Consider the following 19,735-nt stretch of genomic DNA (forward strand, 5'->3'; position numbering starts at 1 on the left):
TAATGCACAGCTCCAGCTGCCTGGTGGATGACGGACGGTCCAGAAAAATCAACACCTTAACCAGTTGCCCAGGATTTAAAAGATTTTTATATTTTAAGTTTTTAGCTTTAATACGAAAGAACTTTGACACGTAAACTTTGGATTTTTACCTTTAACCTTTAAGCTTTCAACTCAGTTTGTTTAAAGTATCCTTTGTAGTAAGGCATGTTTGAGGTTTTAACTCGCACACATACCTTGAAGCGCGAGCGACTTTTCGTTTTCCGTTTTCGCTAGACCATGCAAATTTAGTTAGGCTTGCACTTCAATAAATGTCGTTGCGTTTGATTCCGATAATACAGCGTCGACCTCTGATTCAAATTCTTCAATTCGATTATTTAATGCTTCAATTTTCCTTTTAACATTCATCGGATCTATTAATTCGAACTCGTTTCTTTTCATAAATGTGTCCGTATGTAATTTAACTTCCTCAGAAGATTGTTTATCTTTATTCCCTAATATATTAACTAAATACGTTTCTAGCTTCGCTGGCAACGCATCATTTTCTTTAGCAACCGTATTTATCGCTGAACGATATTGCTGTTGCATGACTTCTAACAGTTCCTTTTCATATTGAATGGACTGTTTGCGTTCAATTGCCTCAGCTACAGTCATTTCTTCTTTTCCTACTATTACTTTTGTTTTAGCATTGGACTCCACAACAAGGGATTTAATGCGATTACGATAGCTAATTAAGCTAACTACTTTATCATATGAGGCTTGCATCTGCTTTTCATATTCTTGAATCTCTACACCATTAATTTTGCTATTACTTTTACGATTAGCTAACACTGAACTAACTTCATTCGTTGCTGCTTCGATGCGGTGATTTAGCATCTTTAATTCTGTTAATGCACGGTGAATCGATATTTTTTTATATTCAGTCATGATTTAATCTCCTCATTATACTTAGCTAGTGTTCTTCTATTATATAGAGATAAACATCCAAAGTCCAAATATTACCTGTCTACAAATATTGTTTGATTTTATGTTTGCTTGTCTGTATAATACTATTCTAGGTGCCAAACCTATGTGACTTGGACGGAACATCCTTGTCACGTCAAAGAACGCCATAACAGCACGGATTTGCTGGGCGTTTTTTGTTTTATGAGCGGGAGATGAGCCCCGCTCTTTTATTTTGCCCAAAATTATACATTGAGCAAAAGCCTCTGAGCTGAGCGATTCGTTCGCTTACCCGAGCGGTTACATCGTCTACCCGATCAGTTTTTCTGCTTACCCGAGCAATAATAGCTCCTACCCGAGCAGTTCCTCTGCTTACCCGAGCGATAATAGCTCCTACCCGAGCAGTTCTTCTACTTACCCGATCGAATACTATCTCTACCTGATCAGTTCTGCATTATACCCGAACATTTGACTCTTTTATTCCGCTTCAAGCGATAATTCACACCAAAAACAATGACCTTTACATCGTCACTGGTCGCTTATTTTTATTTCGTCCAAATACTAACAAAACAATTGCTACAGCTAGTAAAAGCATCGCAACCAATAACAGAAGGCTATAATTTTTTACATATTCTAAATAAACGCCACCTAAAAATGGTCCTGTTAAGCTACCGATACTAAGAGCAATCCCGCAAAGCAGGTTTCCTGTAGGCAATAATTCCTTTGGGGTTAAATCCGCCATATAGGTAATCCCTAATGAAAACATTGAACCGACTAGTGTTCCTGTAAAGAAAAATGCGATGGCTACTGCCATTTGTGAATGCTCTAAAAAACTGGCAATGCCAAAAATAATAGATCCTCCAAACGAGCCTACCATCAAGACATTACGTCGCCCTACTTTATCCCCTATGGCTCCAAGCGGCACTTGTGTTAAAATCCCACCAAATGTAAAGACTGATAAAATAATAGGAATCATATTTACGTCGAAATCTTTACGCAAGGCATAAACTGGGAACAAGGCATTTAATGAAGATTCTAAAAACCCATAAACGAATGGCCCTAAAAATGCAATCCATCCAAATACAATGGCCATTTTATAGCGCTGCCAGCCTCTCGCATGTAAGTCTCCAGTTAAAAGCTCTGGTTTTTCATTTTGTAAGAGAAATACAAAAGACCACGCGAATAAACACATAATTGAAGATACAATAAACGGTAATGCCTCTGAAATTTGTATAAGTTTGACCATTAATGGCCCAACTGCAAAGCCAGTGCTAAAGGACAAGCCATAAATCGCCATACCCTTCCCTAAGCTTTTATGATCTGAGGTACTTGTAATCCACGTCTGTGTTGCAAAGTGTAATGCATGATCTCCTACTCCAATGAGTAAGCGAAGGACAAACCAAAAAGTCACGCTTTTCCATAAAGGAAATGCAAGTAATGAAGCGAAGACAAGTGCGCCGCCAATTAAAATAATCGGTTTATAGCCCCATTTTCGTAATGGCTGCTCAATAAACGGTGAGATTAATAAAGTTCCTATGTATAGACCTGTTGCATTCAATCCATTCAACGCGGAGGATACTCCATCACGTTCGAAAATAATTGAAATCAGTGGTAAAAGCATCCCTTGCGAAAAGCCTGATATAGATACAATTAACACTAGAATGGCAAATCTTTTCTGGCTGTAATCTGAAAAGTGTGTCATTTTTTCCTCCAACATCAAGTCATTTTTCCAAATAACAGCATACCAAAAAGCCTTAGCGCTCACCACATGTGATTTTACGCTAAGGCTTAACTAACACTTATCTCCATTTAATTGTATAAACACGAATTTCGGCTTTTACATTGGCCGAGTACTTGTTTAAACTCCCTCCTTTTCGAGTTAGAGTTTTTAGGATTTTCTAAATCAGCTCCTTTACTTTTTCTTAATATTAATTTAACACACAGTATCAATATTGTAAATATTCTGTTTATTGTTTCTCAAAAAATAATCGCTTAGTCCTAGGTGTTTACCTAAGCATTGAAATTTAGTCCCAAATCAGCTACTATGAAGGGGACGAAATGAGGTGTATGTATGTCAAATCCAATCACTGATAAAAAGCAGCAAGTGAATTACCTAAGAGAGCGTCTTGAAATATTTTTAGAAGTTTTAGATGCGATTGATCCTGAAACAACTGAATTAGAGGATATTGATCGTTTAATTCAAATGATGGATGATTTAGAAGACAAAATGGAGCAATTTAACGCTCGTGAACAATAACTGATAAAAGCAAGTGGACGCTCCATATCCACTTGCTTTTTTAGTCCATTTCAGGTTAATAGCAATCCCAATTATATAGAACTTTACTAAAATCTCTGCGTTGCAACTCATCCTCTGTGATGAAAAAGTTGCCGACTCCGTCATCCCCCCACAGAATATGATCTCCTATACTGTCAATCTGAAGCAACAAGACTGTTGAATCTGTATATTCACCATAAGTTCGTGGATCATCCTGAGTAAAAAATGGATATCCCCCGATTTTATGACCTGTACTATTCAATGTCTCAAAAAATGAGTCTACTAAATTATCATCGTCTTCTATAGTAGCAAGGATCTTCGCATATGGTTTTTCACTTCTAAAGTCATTAGCTGATAATGGTTCATAGCCTGTTCTAAAGGACAATGCCATTTCTTTTTCAACCGGAAAGTAAAATTCTTCTTCTTTCGCTTCAACAAATGAGAAGTCTTGTACTAACTGTGACTCGTCACTGACAATATGTTCGTGGAAAATAACGCGGAAGCCTTCCTGATTTTGACCATTATCAAAGTCCATTCCCAGTACATCGTCATAACCATCAATATAAAACTGCAAGATTCCCTCTTTAGGGAAATTTGATAAATGCTTCGGTACATCTGCAAAATTAATTTGTGCTAGTAATTTTAATGGTTGCCCTTCAGGACTTTTCGGATACTCCATTGACAGCGGGAAATACGGATTACCTGCAAACTTACTTTCAAATAAAGATGTTTTTCGTTCTTCCGTTTCAATAAATACAGTAGGCAGTATCGTTTCCTCTATTACTGTCCTATATTGTTCAAATGCTTCAGGTAAATTAAGTAACTTCATATATTACCTCCTAAAGTAGATTTAATTCCATTATAGAACAAATGTTCCTCTTCGACAATCTTTATTTCGATGAAACTCCAATTTATGAATATGACCGGAAACCTACATTTACAAGTAGATTTGTTCAAGTTCCAAAAGTGCTCAGCTTCGCTCTAAAAGCGCTCAGCTTCACCCCAAAAACGCTCCGCTTCGACCTAAAGATAAATAGAATTTAATTAACATAATTTTACACTTAAATTACCTCTTTTTGAGAATAGACCTTTAATTCCGACTTCAATGAGTTGAACTCTTTTTTTCATTAGTTGAAAAGAGTATAATGTAACGTGGAAATAATCAAATTTTCTATGGGGGGCAATACCAAATGAATATCCAAACTTTGGAGAAAAGTCTTTATGATTTAATTACTCAAACATCTACGAATCTACCTAAAGACGTACGTCGTGCAATTAAGAAAGCTAAAGAAGCTGAAAATGCTGGTACTCGTGCTGCTATGAGCTTAGACACAATCTCAACTAATATTATTATGGCAGAAGATAATGTATCACCTATCTGTCAAGATACTGGTCTACCAACATTCAAAATTTATACTCCTGTTGGTGTAAACCAATTAGAAATTAAAGAAGCTATTAAAAAAGCTATTAACGATACATCTGCTGATGCAAAATTACGTCCAAACGCTGTTGATTCATTAACTGGCGCAAACAGTGGAAACAACATTGGTGAAGGTCTACCTGTTATGAAATTCGAACAATGGGAAAAAGACTACATCACAATTAAGTTAATCCTTAAAGGTGGCGGCTGTGAAAACAAAAACATTCAATACAGCCTACCATGTGAGCTTGAAGGTCTTGGTCGCGCTGGTCGTGATTTAGATGGTATCCGTAAATGTATCATTCACTCAGTATACCAAGCACAAGGACAAGGCTGTTCAGCTGGTTTCATCGGTGTAGGTATCGGTGGTGACCGCTCTTCTGGTTACGACTTAGCGAAAGAACAATTATTCCGTCATGTGGAAGATACAAATCCAAATCCTGATCTTGCTAAATTAGAAGAATATGTAGTGAAAACTGCAAACACATTTGGTATCGGTACAATGGGCTTCGGTGGTGAAGCAACATTACTTGGTTGTAAAATTGGCGTTATGCACCGTATCCCAGCTTCATTCTACGTATCAGTAGCTTATAACTGTTGGGCATACCGTCGTATGGCTGTGGACATGGATCCTCAAACTGGCGAAATTATTAATTGGCATTACCAAGAAGGCGAAAAAATTACATTTAAAGAAGATGAAGTTGCAGCAACAACAGAAGACACTACTACAAATGTAGTGGAACTTACTGCACCAATTACTGAAGAACAAATTCGTGCTCTAAAAGTTGGGGACGTTGTATCAATTACTGGTCGTATGTATACTGGCCGTGACGCAATTCACCATCACTTAATGAGTCACGATGCTCCAGTTGATCTTAATGGACAAGTTATTTATCACTGTGGCCCTGTAATGGCAAAAGATGAAGAAGGCAACTGGACAGTAAAAGCTGCTGGTCCAACTACTTCAATTCGTGAGGAGCCATACCAAGGTGACATCATGAAAAAATTCGGTATCCGCGCTGTAATCGGTAAAGGCGGTATGGGACCAAAAACACTTGCTGCATTAGAAGAACATGGTGGCGTTTACTTAAATGCAATCGGTGGTGCTGCACAATACTACGCAGACTGCATTAAAGGTGTAGATGGTGTTGATCTAATGGAATTTGGTGTTCCAGAAGCTATGTGGCACTTAAACGTTGAGAAGTTCACAGCTGTTGTAACAATGGACTCTCACGGTAACTCTCTACACGCAGACGTAGACAAATCTTCACTAGAAAAACTTGCACTACACGCAGAAAGAGTATTCTAATAAAGATAAAATATCTTTTATAAAGAGTTACTCTGAATACTAGCGGTCGTTTTATAAGCTGTGGCGTAAGCGAAGCGGCAGCCACACCGCAGAAAGAGTATTCTATTATAGATAAAATATCTTTTATAAAGAGTTACTCTGAATACTAGCAGTCGTTTTATAAGCTGTTGCGTACGCGAAGCGGTAGCCACACTACAAAAATGAGTTTATAATTAAATAATTTTTGCAGTAATCCCTAAAGTAGGGTAATTCACTGCACAAATTCGAAAGGCACAGAATATTCCTAATGAATAATCTGTGCTTTTCTTATGTTCGAAATTATGATCAATTATGCCTCAGCATAATTGCGTCCAGAACCGGCTGAAAAGCAGCTTAAATCCGCATTCATCTCACCACCTAGGTGGGAGACTTCTGAAACTGCCGTTGCACTTTCGCTACAGAAAACATTTATAGCTGACGCTTTGCTTTCGCTACAGAAAACATTTGTTGCTGACGCTTTGCTTTCGCTACAGAAAACATTGCTGAGAGAAGTTAAAAAAATTTCATAATTACCTTAATCTCAATCTAGGACTGCTTTTATCCCCCTCTATAAAAATCCCCTTCAAATTTTTTACTTTCTTTTTCCAAATACCTTTGTTATAATAATTCTAAATTAAGTAAGAGTTAATTGAAAGCTATTTTCAATTAATCAATGTTGAAAAATACCGTATAACGAGGTTTTTGATATTGATTTTCATTATCAGGGGGGTTAATGATGGAACATACTAATCGAGAAAATTATAATTTAATTGAGAAAATTAAGGAACATGCAGAATTAATTGCTGCCCTTTTATCAGGTTTGTTCATTTTTCTTGCATGGCGTTTAGATACTAACGAGCAAACAACAGCTTCTGTTCTTTTATATATTGTTGCATTTTGCGTTGGTGGATTTGCTAAAGCAAAAGAAGGCATTGAAGAAACTATTGAAAATAAGGAACTTAATGTTGAACTACTGATGGTATTAGCTGCAATCGGTTCAGCAGCCATAGGTTATTGGACAGAAGGTGCTATTCTAATTTTTATCTTTGCAGTTAGTGGCGCGCTTGAAACATACGCAATGAATAAAAGCCATCGTGAAATTTCCGCACTCATGAACTTACAACCTGAAGAGGCTTGGCTTGTTCGTGGTGACTTTGAACCAATGAAAGTTTCTGTCTCTACGTTACAAATCGGAGATCATCTGCTCATAAAACCTGGTGAAAGAGTACCGGCAGACGGAGTAATATTTAAAGGGCAATCTTCTATTGACGAATCGGCCATTAGCGGTGAGCCATTGCCAGTTGCAAAACGCGAAGGCGATGAAGTATTCGCTGGTACTGTTAACTTAAATGGTGCCATTACAATGGAAATGACAAAACCAAATTCCGAAACACTATTCCAAAAAATTATTACACTTGTTCAAAATGCACAAAGTGAAAAATCACCTTCTCAACAGTTCATAGAAAAATTCGAAGGTACTTATGTAAAACTTGTGCTACTTACTGTCGCTCTAATGATGTTTCTACCTCATTTTGTACTCGGTTGGGACTGGACAACAACTTTCTATCGAGCAATGGTACTCCTAGTAGTTGCTTCTCCATGCGCACTCGTTGCATCCATTATGCCAGCGACACTTGCAGCAATTTCAAATGGTGCAAAACATGGTGTGCTATTTAAAGGCGGCTTGCATTTAGAGCATTTAGGTGCATTACGTGCACTTGCAGTAGATAAAACAGGTACTTTAACACAAGGTAAACCAGTTGTGACTGATTTTATTGTTCGTGAAGGAATAGAACAAGAAATGGCGTTAGCTACCCTAGCTGGTATTGAATCACAATCGAATCATCCACTTGCACAAGCAATTACTTCATATGCTAAGGCTGAAGGTCTTACAAAGTTCCCTCAGGCGTCTATTGAAGATATCCCAGGTTGGGGCATCAAAGGTTATGTAGATAATATAGAATATCAAGTTGGCAAACCTGATTTTGTAGGTGTAGAGGAAGCTGATAATTTCGCAGATGGCGTAGCGACAAAACTCGCTGCAGAAGGCAAAACAGTTATTTTCATTCGTGACAAGGACGGCATTGTCGCATTAGCAGCCTTAAAGGATACCGTTCGCGATGAAGCAAAAAAAGCAGTATCTTTACTAAAAGAGCTAGGCATTAATGTTGTCATGCTTACAGGTGACAACGAGAAGACAGCAAAGGCAATTGCCAAAGAAGCAGGCGTGACGGAATATGTCGCTGAATGTCTTCCTGAAACAAAGGTGACTGAGATGAAACGACTTCTTTCTCAATATAAATATGTAGGAATGGTCGGTGACGGTATTAATGATGCACCTGCATTAGCAACCGCAACTACTGGTATTGCTATGGGAGAAGGAACAGATGTGGCATTAGAAACAGCAGACGTTGTTTTAATGAAGAATGACTTATCAAAAATTGCCTATGCAGTACGTTTATCACGTAAAATGCAACGTATCATCAAGCAAAACATCGTCTTCTCTATCGGCATTATTGTTTTATTAATTACCTCAAACTTTTTACAAGTCGTTGATTTACCTCTAGGTGTAATCGGACATGAAGGAAGCACCATTTTAGTTATTTTAAACGGCCTTCGAATGTTAAATAAAAACATCTAAAACAAACAGCCTCGCATCACAAAACGTGATAACGAGGCTGTTCTTTTCGATATTGCTAACTATTCGGTAATGTCTCCTGTTTAATAAGTTCCTTTTGCAACGCCTTTTTTTGCATTGTCGCATTTAAAATACCACCAAAAATTAAAATAATCCCCGTGAAATATAGCCAAAGCATTAAAATTATAACTCCACCGATACTGCCATATGTAGCGGAATAATTTGCGAAATTACTAATATAAAAAGAGAAAATATACGTTGCCGCCAGCCAGGCAAGAGTTGAAAACAATGCACCTGGCCAAACTCCCATTAACTTCAAACGAGGTTTTGTATTCGGAACAAACCAATAAATTCCCATTAAAACTATAAAGATAAGTAGTGGTGGCATCGACCAGCGTAAGCTTTCCCAGATTATTTCAAACTGTTCTTCAATACCAACAATCGAAAATAAGAAATGCCCAATTTGCTGCCCAAAAACCGGTAAAATTAGAGCGACAGCAATAACAATAACAAACGCTATGGTGAAAACAAGGGACAACCCTCGATCCAACATACCACCCCTAGTCTCTGTATCGTAGGCCTTATTTAAGGCTCTAATCAACGCATTAATTCCTTTAGAAGCAGACCAAATTGTTCCAAGCACCCCGATGGATAATAAACTACTATTACGGATTGTTAATATTTCATTTAATGTATTTTCAATAAGCCTATATACCTCATCTGGCATAATATTCACTAGAAACGAATACACTTGCGTCGTCTCTATGTTCAAATACGGTAATAATGTGACTAGGAAAATTAGTAGTGGAAAAAAAGATAGTAAAAAGAAATAAGCTAACTGTGCCGCAAGAGCAGATACTTCCACTCGCTGTAAGCGTAGTATTAAGTCTTGCATAAAGCCCTTTGATGTCATCACATCTACAACTTCTTCGTCAGGTAAGACAAATGATTTCACTACACTGACTTTCGTAAGTTTTGATGCTTTTTTCTTCCCCATACAAATTCCCCCTGTACGACAACTATTCTTTATCAGGTAAAGAAAAGGCTGATTTTGTGTCATTAATCATGCCTTCGATTGTAGAAGGTAATTCTTTAAATTCCTCAACTTTTTCAGCGACTGTGTTTACGTTTTCTGATACACTTTCACACAACACTTTAGCAGCCAATACTTTTTCCTCAACTAGTACTTGTAATTCCTCTCGATTGGCTACATAGTACGAGATTCCCTCTTTCATTTTTTTCGTTGTAGCGATCGTTTTTTCACGCGTTGTACGGTCTAACATGCTTAATGCAGCACCAACTGTAGCACCAACTACGATAGATGCTAATAATTTACTTCGTCCCATATTAAATACCTCCTGCCTGGTAAATGTATATTTCTTTAGAATAACTAAACTACTTACTGCCCTTATTCTACCCAATAACCGTTTATTTTTAAAGCAATGCCCAAATACAGTGTTGACATTTTTTTTATTCAATGAAATGATATTTTCGAGGATTACGAAAGGTAGGTTTAAATAAATGGATTTATCAGTACCGTCAAAAGAAAACGTTATTTATATGGTTGATCAAATGAAAGACAAGCTTCGCATGGTTAATGTCGATGCAATGAAATCGGAAAATTTTGATGAAGCAAATTATGAAGACCTAGTCTATTTATACGAAATGGTCATGAAGCGTAACACTTTTAGTCCAAGTGAAATGCAAGCTATTGTTGCTGAATTAGGTGCTTTACGCAAATAATTAATTATTTGAGAATAAAGATAAAAAGCTATTAGCAAACCTTGCTAATAGCTTTTTTTCTATTTTGTACTTTTTGCAGTAGAGCCATCCTCTTCTACAAGCGGTAGAATTAATACTTCCACACGACGGTTTTTAGCACGCCCTTCTGCAGTATCATTTGGTGCAATGGCACTGTACTCTCCATAACCTTTAAAACTAAAGTTCCTAGGATCTAACTTCGAATTACTCATCAATAAAGTATTTAGGAAATTTATTGCTCGCATTCCTGATAGCTCAAAGTTAGAAGAGAAGTTAGGCCCAGCTGGAACGTTGTCAGTATGACCAGTAATTACTATATTACGTGCTGGATCTGATTCTAATACATCCGCAAGCTCCTTCGCAACAGGAACATATTCTGGTTTAATCGTTGCTTTCCCTGGATCAAACAGAATACTATCACGAATTGTTACAAGTAAACCTTCATCAGTCATTTCTGTTGCGAATTGACCTTCCATCTCATTAACAGCGATGAAATTATCAACACTATCTTTAATTTCAGCTAACTCCTGCTGATCCTTTAAATATGCAGAATTTTGTTGTGGTTTTTCGTCACTTTCTGCATTCGGACTTTTTACTGGTGCAGGTTGCTCTAAAAAGCTTGTACCACCTTCAAATACTTGATTAAACACAGCTGACATTCGATCTAGCTTCTCTTGGTCTACCGAGCTAGACGCAAACAGTACAATAAATAATGCTAATAACAGTGTTAAAATATCAGCGTACGGCACTAACCAAGACTCATCAATATGTTCTTCATGCTTTTTTTTCCTAGCTTTCTTTGCCAAGGCCGCCCGCCCCGCTTTCATCCGAAATTTGACGACGTTCTTCCATTGTTAAATAAGAAGATAATTTTTGTTCGATTACACGTGGTGCCTCCCCCTCTAATACCGAAAGGATACCCTCAATCATCATGCGTTTTTGTTTTACTTCTATAGCAGATTTACGTTTTAATTTATTGGCAAACGGATGCCATAATACGTAACCTGTAAAAATACCTAATAATGTAGCCATGAAGGCAGCTGAAATGGCATGCCCTAATTTGTCTATATCATTCATATCTCCTAATGCGGCAATTAACCCTACTACCGCACCAAGTACCCCTAAAGTCGGAGCATATGTACCAGCTTGCGTGAAGATTGCCGCACCACTTGAATGGCGTTCTTCCATTGCTTCTACTTCTTCTGTTAAGACATCACGAATATAATCCGCATTCTGACCATCAATTGCTAATGTAAGTCCATTTTTCAAAAACGGGTCTTCCACCTCTGAAGCTTTACTCTCAAGTGCTAAGAGACCCTCACGACGAGCCAAATCTGCCCATTGTGAAAACATCTTAATAATCTCAATATCATCTGCTAATTTTGTTTCTTTGAAAACAATTTTAAATAGCTTTGGTACTCGCTTTAACTCCTTCATCGGGAAGGCAATTGTTACTGCGGAAATAGTACCGAAGATGATAATTAGAATGGCCGCTGGGTTATAAAACGCACTTAAGCTTACACCCTTTAGCACCATCCCTGTTAATAACGCGATAAACGCTAAAATTAATCCTACTACCGATGACAAATCCATTCTCTAACCTCCAAATCTATAATAACAATGTTATTTTCGGCTATTTTTCCATTTTTTAAATACATAATATAGTATAAATGTATTTCAGAATTTTTTCGATGTAATAATTACTTTTTATTCACTTTTCGACCATTTTTGATTATATTGAATTAAGAATAATACACTAAATTGTCTTTAGTTGAAAAAAAATAAGAATTTGTTATTATAATTCGACATAAAATTACTAAAACATACTGAACTAGCTAACGAAAACAGGAGTATATATCCAAAAAAACCATCACTTCTACATAAGTATTTAGAACGATAACTCAAAACCAATCCAGATAATTACTAAAATCTCATACAAAAATGGTGCAAAACAGGCTTTTGTCGATTTTTCTGATGATGCCCTTGTTCCCTCTTGTTAGAAAAAATGCACCAAAAGACTCATTCGATTTCTTCCTACCATGGAAAGTTCAAGTACACGAATGGTTTCGTGAATGTCATAAATTATCCTTACATTTTCCTAGTAACCTATTGTATAATTACTATAGATATTATTGTAGATTATTATAGTAGAGAGGAGCTTTTATTATGTTCATTACGACTGTACTAGGCTTTTCAGCCGTTTTACTAATTTCTCTAGGATTCTTCATCCACTACCTACAAGTTGGTTTAGATTCTAAATCTTCAGTAACTGTAGATCCAATGCCAAAAGAAAAATATTAATTTCATTAAAAAACAGCTACTAGAAAACGTAGCTGTTTTTTATTCTCTTCCCAACTATTTCGCCTAAATAAATTACTTAATTTCTTTTTTTTCGTAAAAATTGCGTGAAAATTGTCATTATTATTTGCAGAATTAAAGTTTTGCTCTAAAATATTTAGTAGGGAAGGGAGTAATCTTTCATGTCAATGTTAAAAGATATTCTAAAGTTTAACGAAGATTTCGTTCAAGAAAAAAAATATGAGCCTTTTATTACAACAAAGTATCCTGATAAACGCATCGTTGTGTTATCTTGTATGGATACTCGTCTTGTAGAGCTTTTACCTAAGGCTATGAATTTACGTAACGGCGACGTAAAAATTGTTAAAAGTGCTGGCGCATTAGTTAGTCACCCTTTTGGTGCAATAATGCGTAGTTTACTTGTAGCTGTTTATGAATTACAAGCAGATGAGGTGTATGTAGTTGGACATTACGACTGTGGTATGAGTGCAGTTGACCCAGAAGCAATGCTAAGTAAAATGGTTGCTAGAGGAATTAACCCTGAAACCATCAAAATGATGGAGTATTCAGGTCTTGATTTAAAAGAGTTTTTACGCGGCTTCGGTGACGTAGCAACAAGTGTAAAGAAAAGTGTCGATACAATTCGAAATCACCCGTTAATGATTAATGACATACCTGTTCATGGCTTAGTTATTGACCCAAATACAGGTCGCCTTGATTTAATCGACGACGGTAACAAACAATAATTTAAAAAAAGTGGCTGGGACAAAACTGGCCAAAACCTTAAAAAGCGCGAGAAATCAATTTAGAAACGTTGATTTCTCGCGCTTTTTTGATGTAAAAAATCATGCGTGTTGATTAGGATAAAATAGGTTTATTATTGAGCGATGAAAGGTTTTTTCTTATTGCTATTTAGTGTCGAGCCCCAAAACAGAATCGCTAAAGCTACTTTCGTTCGTTTTATAGGAATACTTTGAAGATTTATCGAAACAAAATCTCTCTTTATCGAAACTATTTGAGCTTTTATCGAAACAAAATCTCATTTTATCGAAACTTTTTGGGCTTTTATCGAAAAACAAGCTCTTTCTATCAAAGAAATCAACCACACGTTATGGTGAAGAGCTTGTAGCGTAGGGCTACTCGCAGGAAATCAGAGTCTTCTAATTTAATTATTGTGGATAAAAATGGTTAATCACCACACCTGGTAAAAAATATGAAAATTATGCTTATGTCATAAGCGACGCAAATGATCAGTGCGCTTGTTTCATGAAGGTAGATGTCGATATTTTTCGAAAGTTGGGTGATAAATTAAAAAAGTTGGTCGATAAATCGAAAAAGTTAGTCGATAAACAATCAAAAAGTTCTCGAGGCAGTAAATCTCCGGAAATATACTGCCATTAACAGAGAAAAAAGAGAAATCGAACAGCATCGATTTCTCTTTTTTCTTTAATATCAGCTAGTTATTCTTTTTTATTGGTCCTCTAAACGTGCATACATATAATGATCCACCCATTGACCATTAATGTACAGAAGCTTTCTTAAAAGTCCTTCACGCTGAAATCCAGCCTTTTCTAAGACACGAATAGAAGCATTATTTTGTGTTGAAACATATGCCTCTACACGATGTAATCCTACTTTTTCGAATGCAAATTGCACGACCAAGTTAACTGCTTCTGTCACAATTCCTTTCCCTACGTAAATTTCATCCATTGCATAACCAACAAATGCACTGGAGTACGGTAAACGTTTGATGGCATAAAGTGCGATATGTCCTATTAAATTATTTGTCCCTGGCTCAAAAATACCGAAAGTAAATTCCCGCTTTGAGTCCATTAAGTATAAGCTTTCTTGAATTTTTTTATATTGAGCATCAATTGTATAGTAATCAGGTCGTTGTAATGGCTCGTATGTAGACCAAAAGTATTTATTACGGCTTACGAGACCAGTTAAACTTTGTGCATCTTTTTCTTGAAATGTGCGAATGTAGCATTTATTTCCTTGGACTGATACCACATTTTCACCCTTTTTCCTCAATAATCTCCAAATTTTAAGCACCATTTCTCCACACTAACCTTCCGATAATTGTCAATACATTTTAACGCTTGAGATGTGAGACCCCATTTTACTTTTATTGTATGTAAAAAAAGATGCTGCTACAACTAAAACATCTCTTCTTGTTGTTACAGCATCCATTTCATTATTTAACTTTTTGTTTTTTAGGTTTCTCTTCTAACAATTCAAGGCTAGAAGATTCCGCATCTTCTAAATGTGCTTTGTCTAATACATTTGTTAAATGAAGGCCACGTTTTTGTGCCTCACGTTCGATATGTGCAATTGTTTCTTGTAATACTTGTACACGCGCATATTTTTTATCGTCACCCGGTACTAGGATCCATGGAGCATTTTTCTTATCTGTCTTCTCAAACATTTCATTTGCAGCATCTATGTACTGAGGTGATTTTTCACGATTACGCCAGTCTTCATCTGTTAGCTTCCAAGACTTATATGGATCCTCCTCACGTTCTTTAAAACGTTTAAGCTGCTCCTCATCAGATACATGAAGCCAAAACTTAATGACAATATAATCCCCCGCTGTTAAAATCTTTTCAAAATTATTAATTTCTTCGTATGCACGAGACCACTCTTCTTTTGTTGCAAATCCTTCAATACGCTCAACTAATACACGGCCATACCAAGAGCGATCGAAAATAGCAATTTGCCCATGCTGTGGCAGTTTTCTCCAAAATCGTTGTAAATAATTGTAACGCAGCTCATGGGGCTGAGGTGCTGAAATTGGATGTACGACATAGCCACGTGGATCAACACGCTCAATAAGACGTTTAATAGCTCCACCCTTTCCAGCAGCATCCATACCTTCAAATACTAGAATTAGCCCAATTCTATTGTTTAATAAAAACTGTTGAGCATTTAACATTTCATATTGGAGTACTTTTAATTTCTTTTTATACATTTTCTTATCTAGTTCAACTGATAAATCTAGATTATTTAAATTTTGAGTCATTAAAACTTCACTCCTTACATTTGGATATCCCTATTGTACTAAAGAAATATATGAATGCCTATTCAAATGGTAAATTGTAGATGATTTTAAACAACACGATACATTGTTAGAAATTTCCGTTATAATGAAAATATAATGTCACAGTCCTATACTTATTTGTCTTTTCCCTATACAATTTAACACGAAGGGAGAGGAAAACATGCCTCGATTTATTTTGATGACAGTATCTTATATTGTCTCACTTATCCTAACCTTTTCATCCTATTTCATGAAAATAAACGATCAATCTTCATTAGAGATCTCAAATCGTTTTCCTGTAATATTCGCACCTTTTAATGTTAGCTATGTGATTTGGATTGTAATTTACATGTTACTTGGTTATTGGTTAGTCATGAATATTAAAAAGACATCTATTAAACAGACTGTTCTCTTTAGTAGCATTTGCATCATGCAGGCGTTAACAATTGTGTTTTGGCATCACGAACTATTTATCGTGACAATTGCTAGTACGTTTATTTTAGTACTGTATTTATTTTTGTTGTACAATACGTACCCTCTCAGCGATCATTCACCTTCAGGTCGAATACCCTTCTCGATTTACTTCGCATGGGTTACATTTATACTGATGACAAACGTAAGCTTTACGCTAACATCTTATCAATGGAATGGTTTTGGCCTTAGTAATCCACTTTGGGCAGTTATTTTACTGACAATCGGGGTCGCAATAGCGCTACATATTCGATTCCATCATTTTGATATTATGTATCCAAGTGTATTTATCTGGTCCTATGTTGGGGTTGCGTTACATAATGGTTTAGATGAGCTACTTGTGACAACGGCATCTTTATTTTTATGTGGAGTGCTACTTGTCGGTATATTATTTATCAAAAAAAATCCTGCCTACCAAAAATAAATTGGTTAGCAGGATTTTAGCTTTTTTATTGTTCATCAAGTGAAGTTAAAATAATTGGTTTGTCTTTTGTAACGATAATTGAATGCTCGATTTGAGCAACTAATGATTTGTCTGGCGTAACGAATGTCCAGCCATCACCAGATTCCACAATATGCTCCGCTTTTGCCGAGATAAATGGCTCGACTGCAAGCACCATGCCCTCTTTCATAATTGTAGAATCCCATGCATCATAATAGTTTAAAATATGATTTGGCTCATCATGTAATGAACGACCTAATCCATGACCTGTTAGGTTCATGATCACTGTTAAATCATTGGCATACGCTTCACGCTCAACAGCTTTTCCGATTTGGTTTAATTTCGAGCCTGCTTTTACTTTTGTCATTGCACGATCAAAAGCACTTTTAGCTACGCGACATAGCTTTTCTTTATCCTCATAGCCTTCACCAACTACAAATGAAATACCCGTATCAGCAAAATAGCCATTTAATGAACCAGATACATCAATGTTTACGATATCTCCCTCATTAATCACACGTTTACCTGGAATACCATGTGCGACTTCCTCATTAACACTAATACATGTGTATCCTGGGAAATCATACTCCCCTTTAGGTCCAGAAACTGCTCCTGCCTCAGCAAACATACGGCCTGCAATTTCATCTAGTTCCAGTGTAGTTACACCTGGTTTTGTAGCGGCCTTCATTGCTTCACGAATTTCAGCACAAATACGGCCGATTTTTTTAAAGGCTTCAATCTCTTCTTGCGTTTTTACGATCATTTTTAACGTCCCTTTCATCTAATATCTATTCAATAATATAACATAACTTTTTATACAAAAAACGCTAAACGCTTTAAATATTGTATGTCATCATAAATTGTAAAGTGCTGAAAAACAGGCTCATCTCCAAAACGTGAGATCGATTTCCGTTCCGGCTGGGCGCTTTGCCGCTGTCGCTTCGCTTTAGCACAGAGAATACATTTGTTGCTGTCGCTTTGCTTTAGCACAGAAAACATCCGCTGCGCTGCAGGGTCTCATCTGTGACGCTGATCCCCAAAGAGTCGCCCAGCCGGAACGAAGAACAACTTATTTTCATAACATACGGTTTACTATACGTCATCCCTAACTAGCTAAAAAAGCAATAATCCCCCATTCAATTTAATAAAAATAAAAACCCTCCACTCATGTGAAGGGCATAATAGTTATGATTTTCGTTGCATTAATTGAGGAGCGGCTGTAAATAACAGAACAGCAACAATTGCTGTTAAAACCGTTGCTGGTAGCATATATGTTCCATTATAGATGATTGAATAAATCCATGCATTTTGATCGCCAGCATATTCTGAGAAAAATACAGCGCCAGCAATTGTATGTGCCGCATAACGTAAAAACCCTGCTAATACAGTTCCTAAAATAATATAAAGTGCCATTTTTGTTTTGTTTAAATTTTTCGCAGCCTCAAGTACTGGTCGACGAACAATTGCAGCTAAACCAACTACAGTGAAGGCAACGCCGTAATCGAGTAATCCTTGAAGCCAATGTACAATATAGGCACCAAACATTGTTTGCATAACACCAATTAGTAAGCCCGTCGTTAGACCTGGAATAAGGCCCCATCGGAATGCTATTAAAATTATTGGCACCATCACTAGACTAACAGAGCCACCTTGTGCCCATACTTTAAAGGAAACCTGATCAAGCACTAGACCGATCGCTGCGAATATTGCAATCTCCACAAGCATTAAAAGTCTTTTTTTGTCCATATTATTCTCTCCTTTGTTCCGATGTAGGATACAAGAGCAGGAATAGAAAACATTCGATAAATATGTCCCTATCTGACACCAAAAAGACTTAATCTCTACTCAGTACGTTTTTAGTGACCGAATAAAGAAAAAACGATGCCAGGACAGAGCCTCACATCGTAAAAGTGTCGGTTTCTATCCACATCCCTACGCAAGTGTTAACTTACAGGTTCAAAGAGTCAAGGCATTAAGTGCCCAGTCTCAGCTGACATCATCAGCTCCCCTTGTGGTCGTTACATCTTAATTTAATTGAACTACCTAATTGTACGCAAACACGGTTATGATTACAACCTCTTCCACATTTTTTTTGAAACTTTGCTGTTTTTCATGCGTAAATATAAAAAAAGGAGGTACTACTATGGAGAACCAAAAAGTTTTGTCTGCCTTTAGTTATCTCAGTATTTTGTTCGCACCTTTTATTGTGCCAATAGTGGTTTATTTTGTTTCAAAAGATAGCTACGTCAAGAAACATTCTATCCGAGCACTTATATCTCATTTAATTCCAGTCGTGTTTGGAATTATCTTCTTCGCCGTCTTTATCTTCTCAACTTTATCATTTAACACTTTTGAACCGGATTCAGGTAGCACTACGTTTCTTATCATTTGGTTTGCTTCATTCGCAATTTACTTACTCATCTCTCTAGGCATCGTAATTTGGAATATTATTCAAGCTGTTCGCGTGATCCGATAAGTTTCATTACGGAATTGAACAGGTAATACTAAGAGTTAAAGGAGCTGTTATTTTAATGAAAGTATCTAAAGTTGTCAAAACCGCCGTAAAATTAGCACCTTTCGTTATCCCAATTGTAAAAAAAGTAATCGCTACAAAGAAGGGAACAACTAATTCCTCCAAAAACATCTATAAGAAATAATACGCTCCTAAAGTTAAATGGGGTTATTTCCGGACCTAGTAACTCTGCTGATATTGAAATAATTTTAGTTGTCGGTGTTCACGGCCCTATGTACATGACCTACATTATTATTGATGATTTATAGGAAGGGTTTTCTGCAACAGAAGTGCAGCGACAAAAATTTTTAATGAGCTGCAGTTTTGAGATTTATCGAGAACTTTTGATTGTTTATCGACCAACTTTATCGATTTATCACCCAACTTTTTTAATTTATCAACCAACTTTCGAAAAATATCGACATCTACCTATTATCTGACCGCACTGATAATTTGCACATAAGCATATTTTTTTACGCAAAATTTAACATCAAAAAAACGCGAGAAATCAACGTTTCTAAATTGATTTCTCGCGCTTTTTAAGGTTTTGACCAGTTTTGTCCCAGTCTCTTTTATTGTTGTTGAAATGAAATTAAGGCGTCATATTAAATA

21 protein-coding genes and 1 riboswitch are annotated in these 19,735 nt (G+C 36.5%); of the genes, 9 read left to right on the plus strand and 12 right to left on the minus strand.

Going from position 1 to position 19,735, the window contains the following annotated elements; translation table 11 throughout:
• Positions 1 to 288: 288 nt before the first annotated feature.
• Together QUF91_RS24210 and QUF91_RS24215 are read right to left on the minus strand one after the other, a co-directional pair.
• A complete protein-coding gene (locus tag QUF91_RS24210; RefSeq protein WP_285400327.1) occupies positions 289 to 924 on the minus strand; it encodes a hypothetical protein in 636 nt (211 codons plus the stop codon).
• A 535-nt stretch (positions 925 to 1,459) separates the two neighbouring features.
• Positions 1,460 to 2,641 (minus strand): MFS transporter, encoded by a 1,182-nt coding sequence (locus tag QUF91_RS24215; RefSeq protein WP_289419643.1) that lies wholly within the window; start codon positions 2,639 to 2,641, stop codon positions 1,460 to 1,462.
• Between the two features lie 369 nt (positions 2,642 to 3,010).
• Between QUF91_RS24215 and QUF91_RS24220 the strand changes: the two genes are divergently transcribed.
• On the plus strand, positions 3,011 to 3,196 hold the full coding sequence (locus QUF91_RS24220) for an SE1561 family protein (protein ID WP_285400331.1): 186 nt from the start codon (positions 3,011 to 3,013) through the stop codon (positions 3,194 to 3,196).
• A gap of 55 nt (positions 3,197 to 3,251) precedes the next feature.
• On the opposite strand, the gene QUF91_RS24225 is transcribed toward QUF91_RS24220, so the two are convergent.
• Positions 3,252 to 4,043: a YwqG family protein gene (locus QUF91_RS24225; protein ID WP_289419645.1), complete on the minus strand. Its 792-nt coding sequence runs from the start codon at positions 4,041 to 4,043 to the stop codon at positions 3,252 to 3,254.
• A gap of 361 nt (positions 4,044 to 4,404) precedes the next feature.
• Here QUF91_RS24225 and QUF91_RS24230 point away from each other — a divergent pair, with 361 nt between their 5' ends.
• The gene (locus QUF91_RS24230) at positions 4,405 to 5,943 is read left to right on the plus strand and encodes a fumarate hydratase (protein WP_285400334.1); all 1,539 of its coding nucleotides are present in this window, start codon (positions 4,405 to 4,407) and stop codon (positions 5,941 to 5,943) included.
• Between the two features lie 754 nt (positions 5,944 to 6,697).
• Entirely contained in the window at positions 6,698 to 8,602 is a 1,905-nt protein-coding gene (locus tag QUF91_RS24235) for a heavy metal translocating P-type ATPase (RefSeq protein WP_289419648.1), read from the plus strand.
• A gap of 55 nt (positions 8,603 to 8,657) precedes the next feature.
• Here the strand turns inward: QUF91_RS24235 and QUF91_RS24240 are convergent, their stop codons facing one another.
• Positions 8,658 to 9,596, minus strand: a complete 939-nt coding sequence (locus tag QUF91_RS24240) for a YihY/virulence factor BrkB family protein (protein WP_289419650.1) — start codon at positions 9,594 to 9,596, stop codon at positions 8,658 to 8,660.
• Positions 9,597 to 9,618: 22 nt separating this feature from the next.
• Positions 9,619 to 9,945 carry a YtxH domain-containing protein gene (locus QUF91_RS24245; RefSeq protein WP_285400337.1) on the minus strand — a complete coding sequence of 109 codons (327 nt, stop codon included), beginning with the start codon at positions 9,943 to 9,945 and terminating at the stop codon, positions 9,619 to 9,621.
• 175 nt (positions 9,946 to 10,120) lie between these two features.
• On the opposite strand from QUF91_RS24245, the gene QUF91_RS24250 reads away from it, so the two are divergent.
• Positions 10,121 to 10,342 carry a DUF1128 domain-containing protein gene (locus QUF91_RS24250; RefSeq protein WP_053483058.1) on the plus strand — a complete coding sequence of 74 codons (222 nt, stop codon included), beginning with the start codon at positions 10,121 to 10,123 and terminating at the stop codon, positions 10,340 to 10,342.
• Between the two features lie 59 nt (positions 10,343 to 10,401).
• Here the strand turns inward: QUF91_RS24250 and motB are convergent, their stop codons facing one another.
• Positions 10,402 to 11,166, minus strand: coding sequence for a flagellar motor protein MotB (gene motB, locus QUF91_RS24255; RefSeq protein WP_285400339.1), 765 nt, complete (start codon positions 11,164 to 11,166; stop codon positions 10,402 to 10,404).
• Positions 11,150 to 11,953 (minus strand): flagellar motor stator protein MotA, encoded by an 804-nt coding sequence (gene motA / locus QUF91_RS24260; RefSeq protein WP_285400340.1) that lies wholly within the window; start codon positions 11,951 to 11,953, stop codon positions 11,150 to 11,152. Before motA ends, motB begins: the two co-directional genes overlap by 17 nt.
• Before the next feature lie 573 nt (positions 11,954 to 12,526).
• Here motA and QUF91_RS24265 point away from each other — a divergent pair.
• On the plus strand, positions 12,527 to 12,661 hold the full coding sequence (locus tag QUF91_RS24265; RefSeq protein WP_285400342.1) for a hypothetical protein: 135 nt from the start codon (positions 12,527 to 12,529) through the stop codon (positions 12,659 to 12,661).
• A 179-nt stretch (positions 12,662 to 12,840) separates the two neighbouring features.
• On the plus strand, positions 12,841 to 13,404 hold the full coding sequence (locus QUF91_RS24270; RefSeq protein ID WP_285400343.1) for a beta-class carbonic anhydrase: 564 nt from the start codon (positions 12,841 to 12,843) through the stop codon (positions 13,402 to 13,404).
• 724 nt (positions 13,405 to 14,128) lie between these two features.
• Here QUF91_RS24270 and QUF91_RS24275 read toward each other — a convergent pair.
• Together QUF91_RS24275 and QUF91_RS24280 are read right to left on the minus strand one after the other, a co-directional pair.
• Positions 14,129 to 14,716: a GNAT family N-acetyltransferase gene (locus QUF91_RS24275; RefSeq protein ID WP_285400345.1), complete on the minus strand. Its 588-nt coding sequence runs from the start codon at positions 14,714 to 14,716 to the stop codon at positions 14,129 to 14,131.
• A 139-nt stretch (positions 14,717 to 14,855) separates the two neighbouring features.
• Complete coding sequence (locus QUF91_RS24280; protein ID WP_285400346.1) at positions 14,856 to 15,680, minus strand: polyphosphate kinase 2 family protein; 825 nt, start codon at positions 15,678 to 15,680, stop codon at positions 14,856 to 14,858.
• A gap of 199 nt (positions 15,681 to 15,879) precedes the next feature.
• Between QUF91_RS24280 and QUF91_RS24285 the strand changes: the two genes are divergently transcribed.
• On the plus strand, positions 15,880 to 16,593 hold the full coding sequence (locus QUF91_RS24285) for a hypothetical protein (protein WP_289419653.1): 714 nt from the start codon (positions 15,880 to 15,882) through the stop codon (positions 16,591 to 16,593).
• Between the two features lie 25 nt (positions 16,594 to 16,618).
• Here the strand turns inward: QUF91_RS24285 and map are convergent, their stop codons facing one another.
• The 3 genes from map to thiT form a co-directional block, all read right to left on the minus strand.
• A complete protein-coding gene (gene map / locus QUF91_RS24290; protein WP_289419655.1) occupies positions 16,619 to 17,374 on the minus strand; it encodes a type I methionyl aminopeptidase in 756 nt (251 codons plus the stop codon).
• Between the two features lie 50 nt (positions 17,375 to 17,424).
• A complete protein-coding gene (locus tag QUF91_RS24295) occupies positions 17,425 to 17,601 on the minus strand; it encodes a hypothetical protein (protein WP_289419657.1) in 177 nt (58 codons plus the stop codon).
• Positions 17,602 to 17,796: 195 nt separating this feature from the next.
• The gene (gene thiT / locus QUF91_RS24300; protein ID WP_289419659.1) at positions 17,797 to 18,357 is read right to left on the minus strand and encodes an energy-coupled thiamine transporter ThiT; all 561 of its coding nucleotides are present in this window, start codon (positions 18,355 to 18,357) and stop codon (positions 17,797 to 17,799) included.
• A gap of 166 nt (positions 18,358 to 18,523) precedes the next feature.
• A riboswitch (TPP riboswitch) is annotated at positions 18,524 to 18,631 on the minus strand.
• Between the two features lie 123 nt (positions 18,632 to 18,754).
• Here thiT and QUF91_RS24305 point away from each other — a divergent pair.
• Together QUF91_RS24305 and QUF91_RS28345 are read left to right on the plus strand one after the other, a co-directional pair.
• On the plus strand, positions 18,755 to 19,087 hold the full coding sequence (locus QUF91_RS24305) for a magnetosome magnetite crystal formation protein family (RefSeq protein WP_285400352.1): 333 nt from the start codon (positions 18,755 to 18,757) through the stop codon (positions 19,085 to 19,087).
• A 152-nt stretch (positions 19,088 to 19,239) separates the two neighbouring features.
• Complete coding sequence (locus QUF91_RS28345; RefSeq protein WP_483308109.1) at positions 19,240 to 19,392, plus strand: LUD domain-containing protein; 153 nt, start codon at positions 19,240 to 19,242, stop codon at positions 19,390 to 19,392.
• Positions 19,393 to 19,735 lie beyond the last annotated feature (343 nt).

It is taken from the genome of Lysinibacillus sp. G4S2 (genome assembly GCF_030348505.1).
Taxonomy (GTDB): Bacteria; Bacillota; Bacilli; order Bacillales_A; family Planococcaceae; genus Lysinibacillus.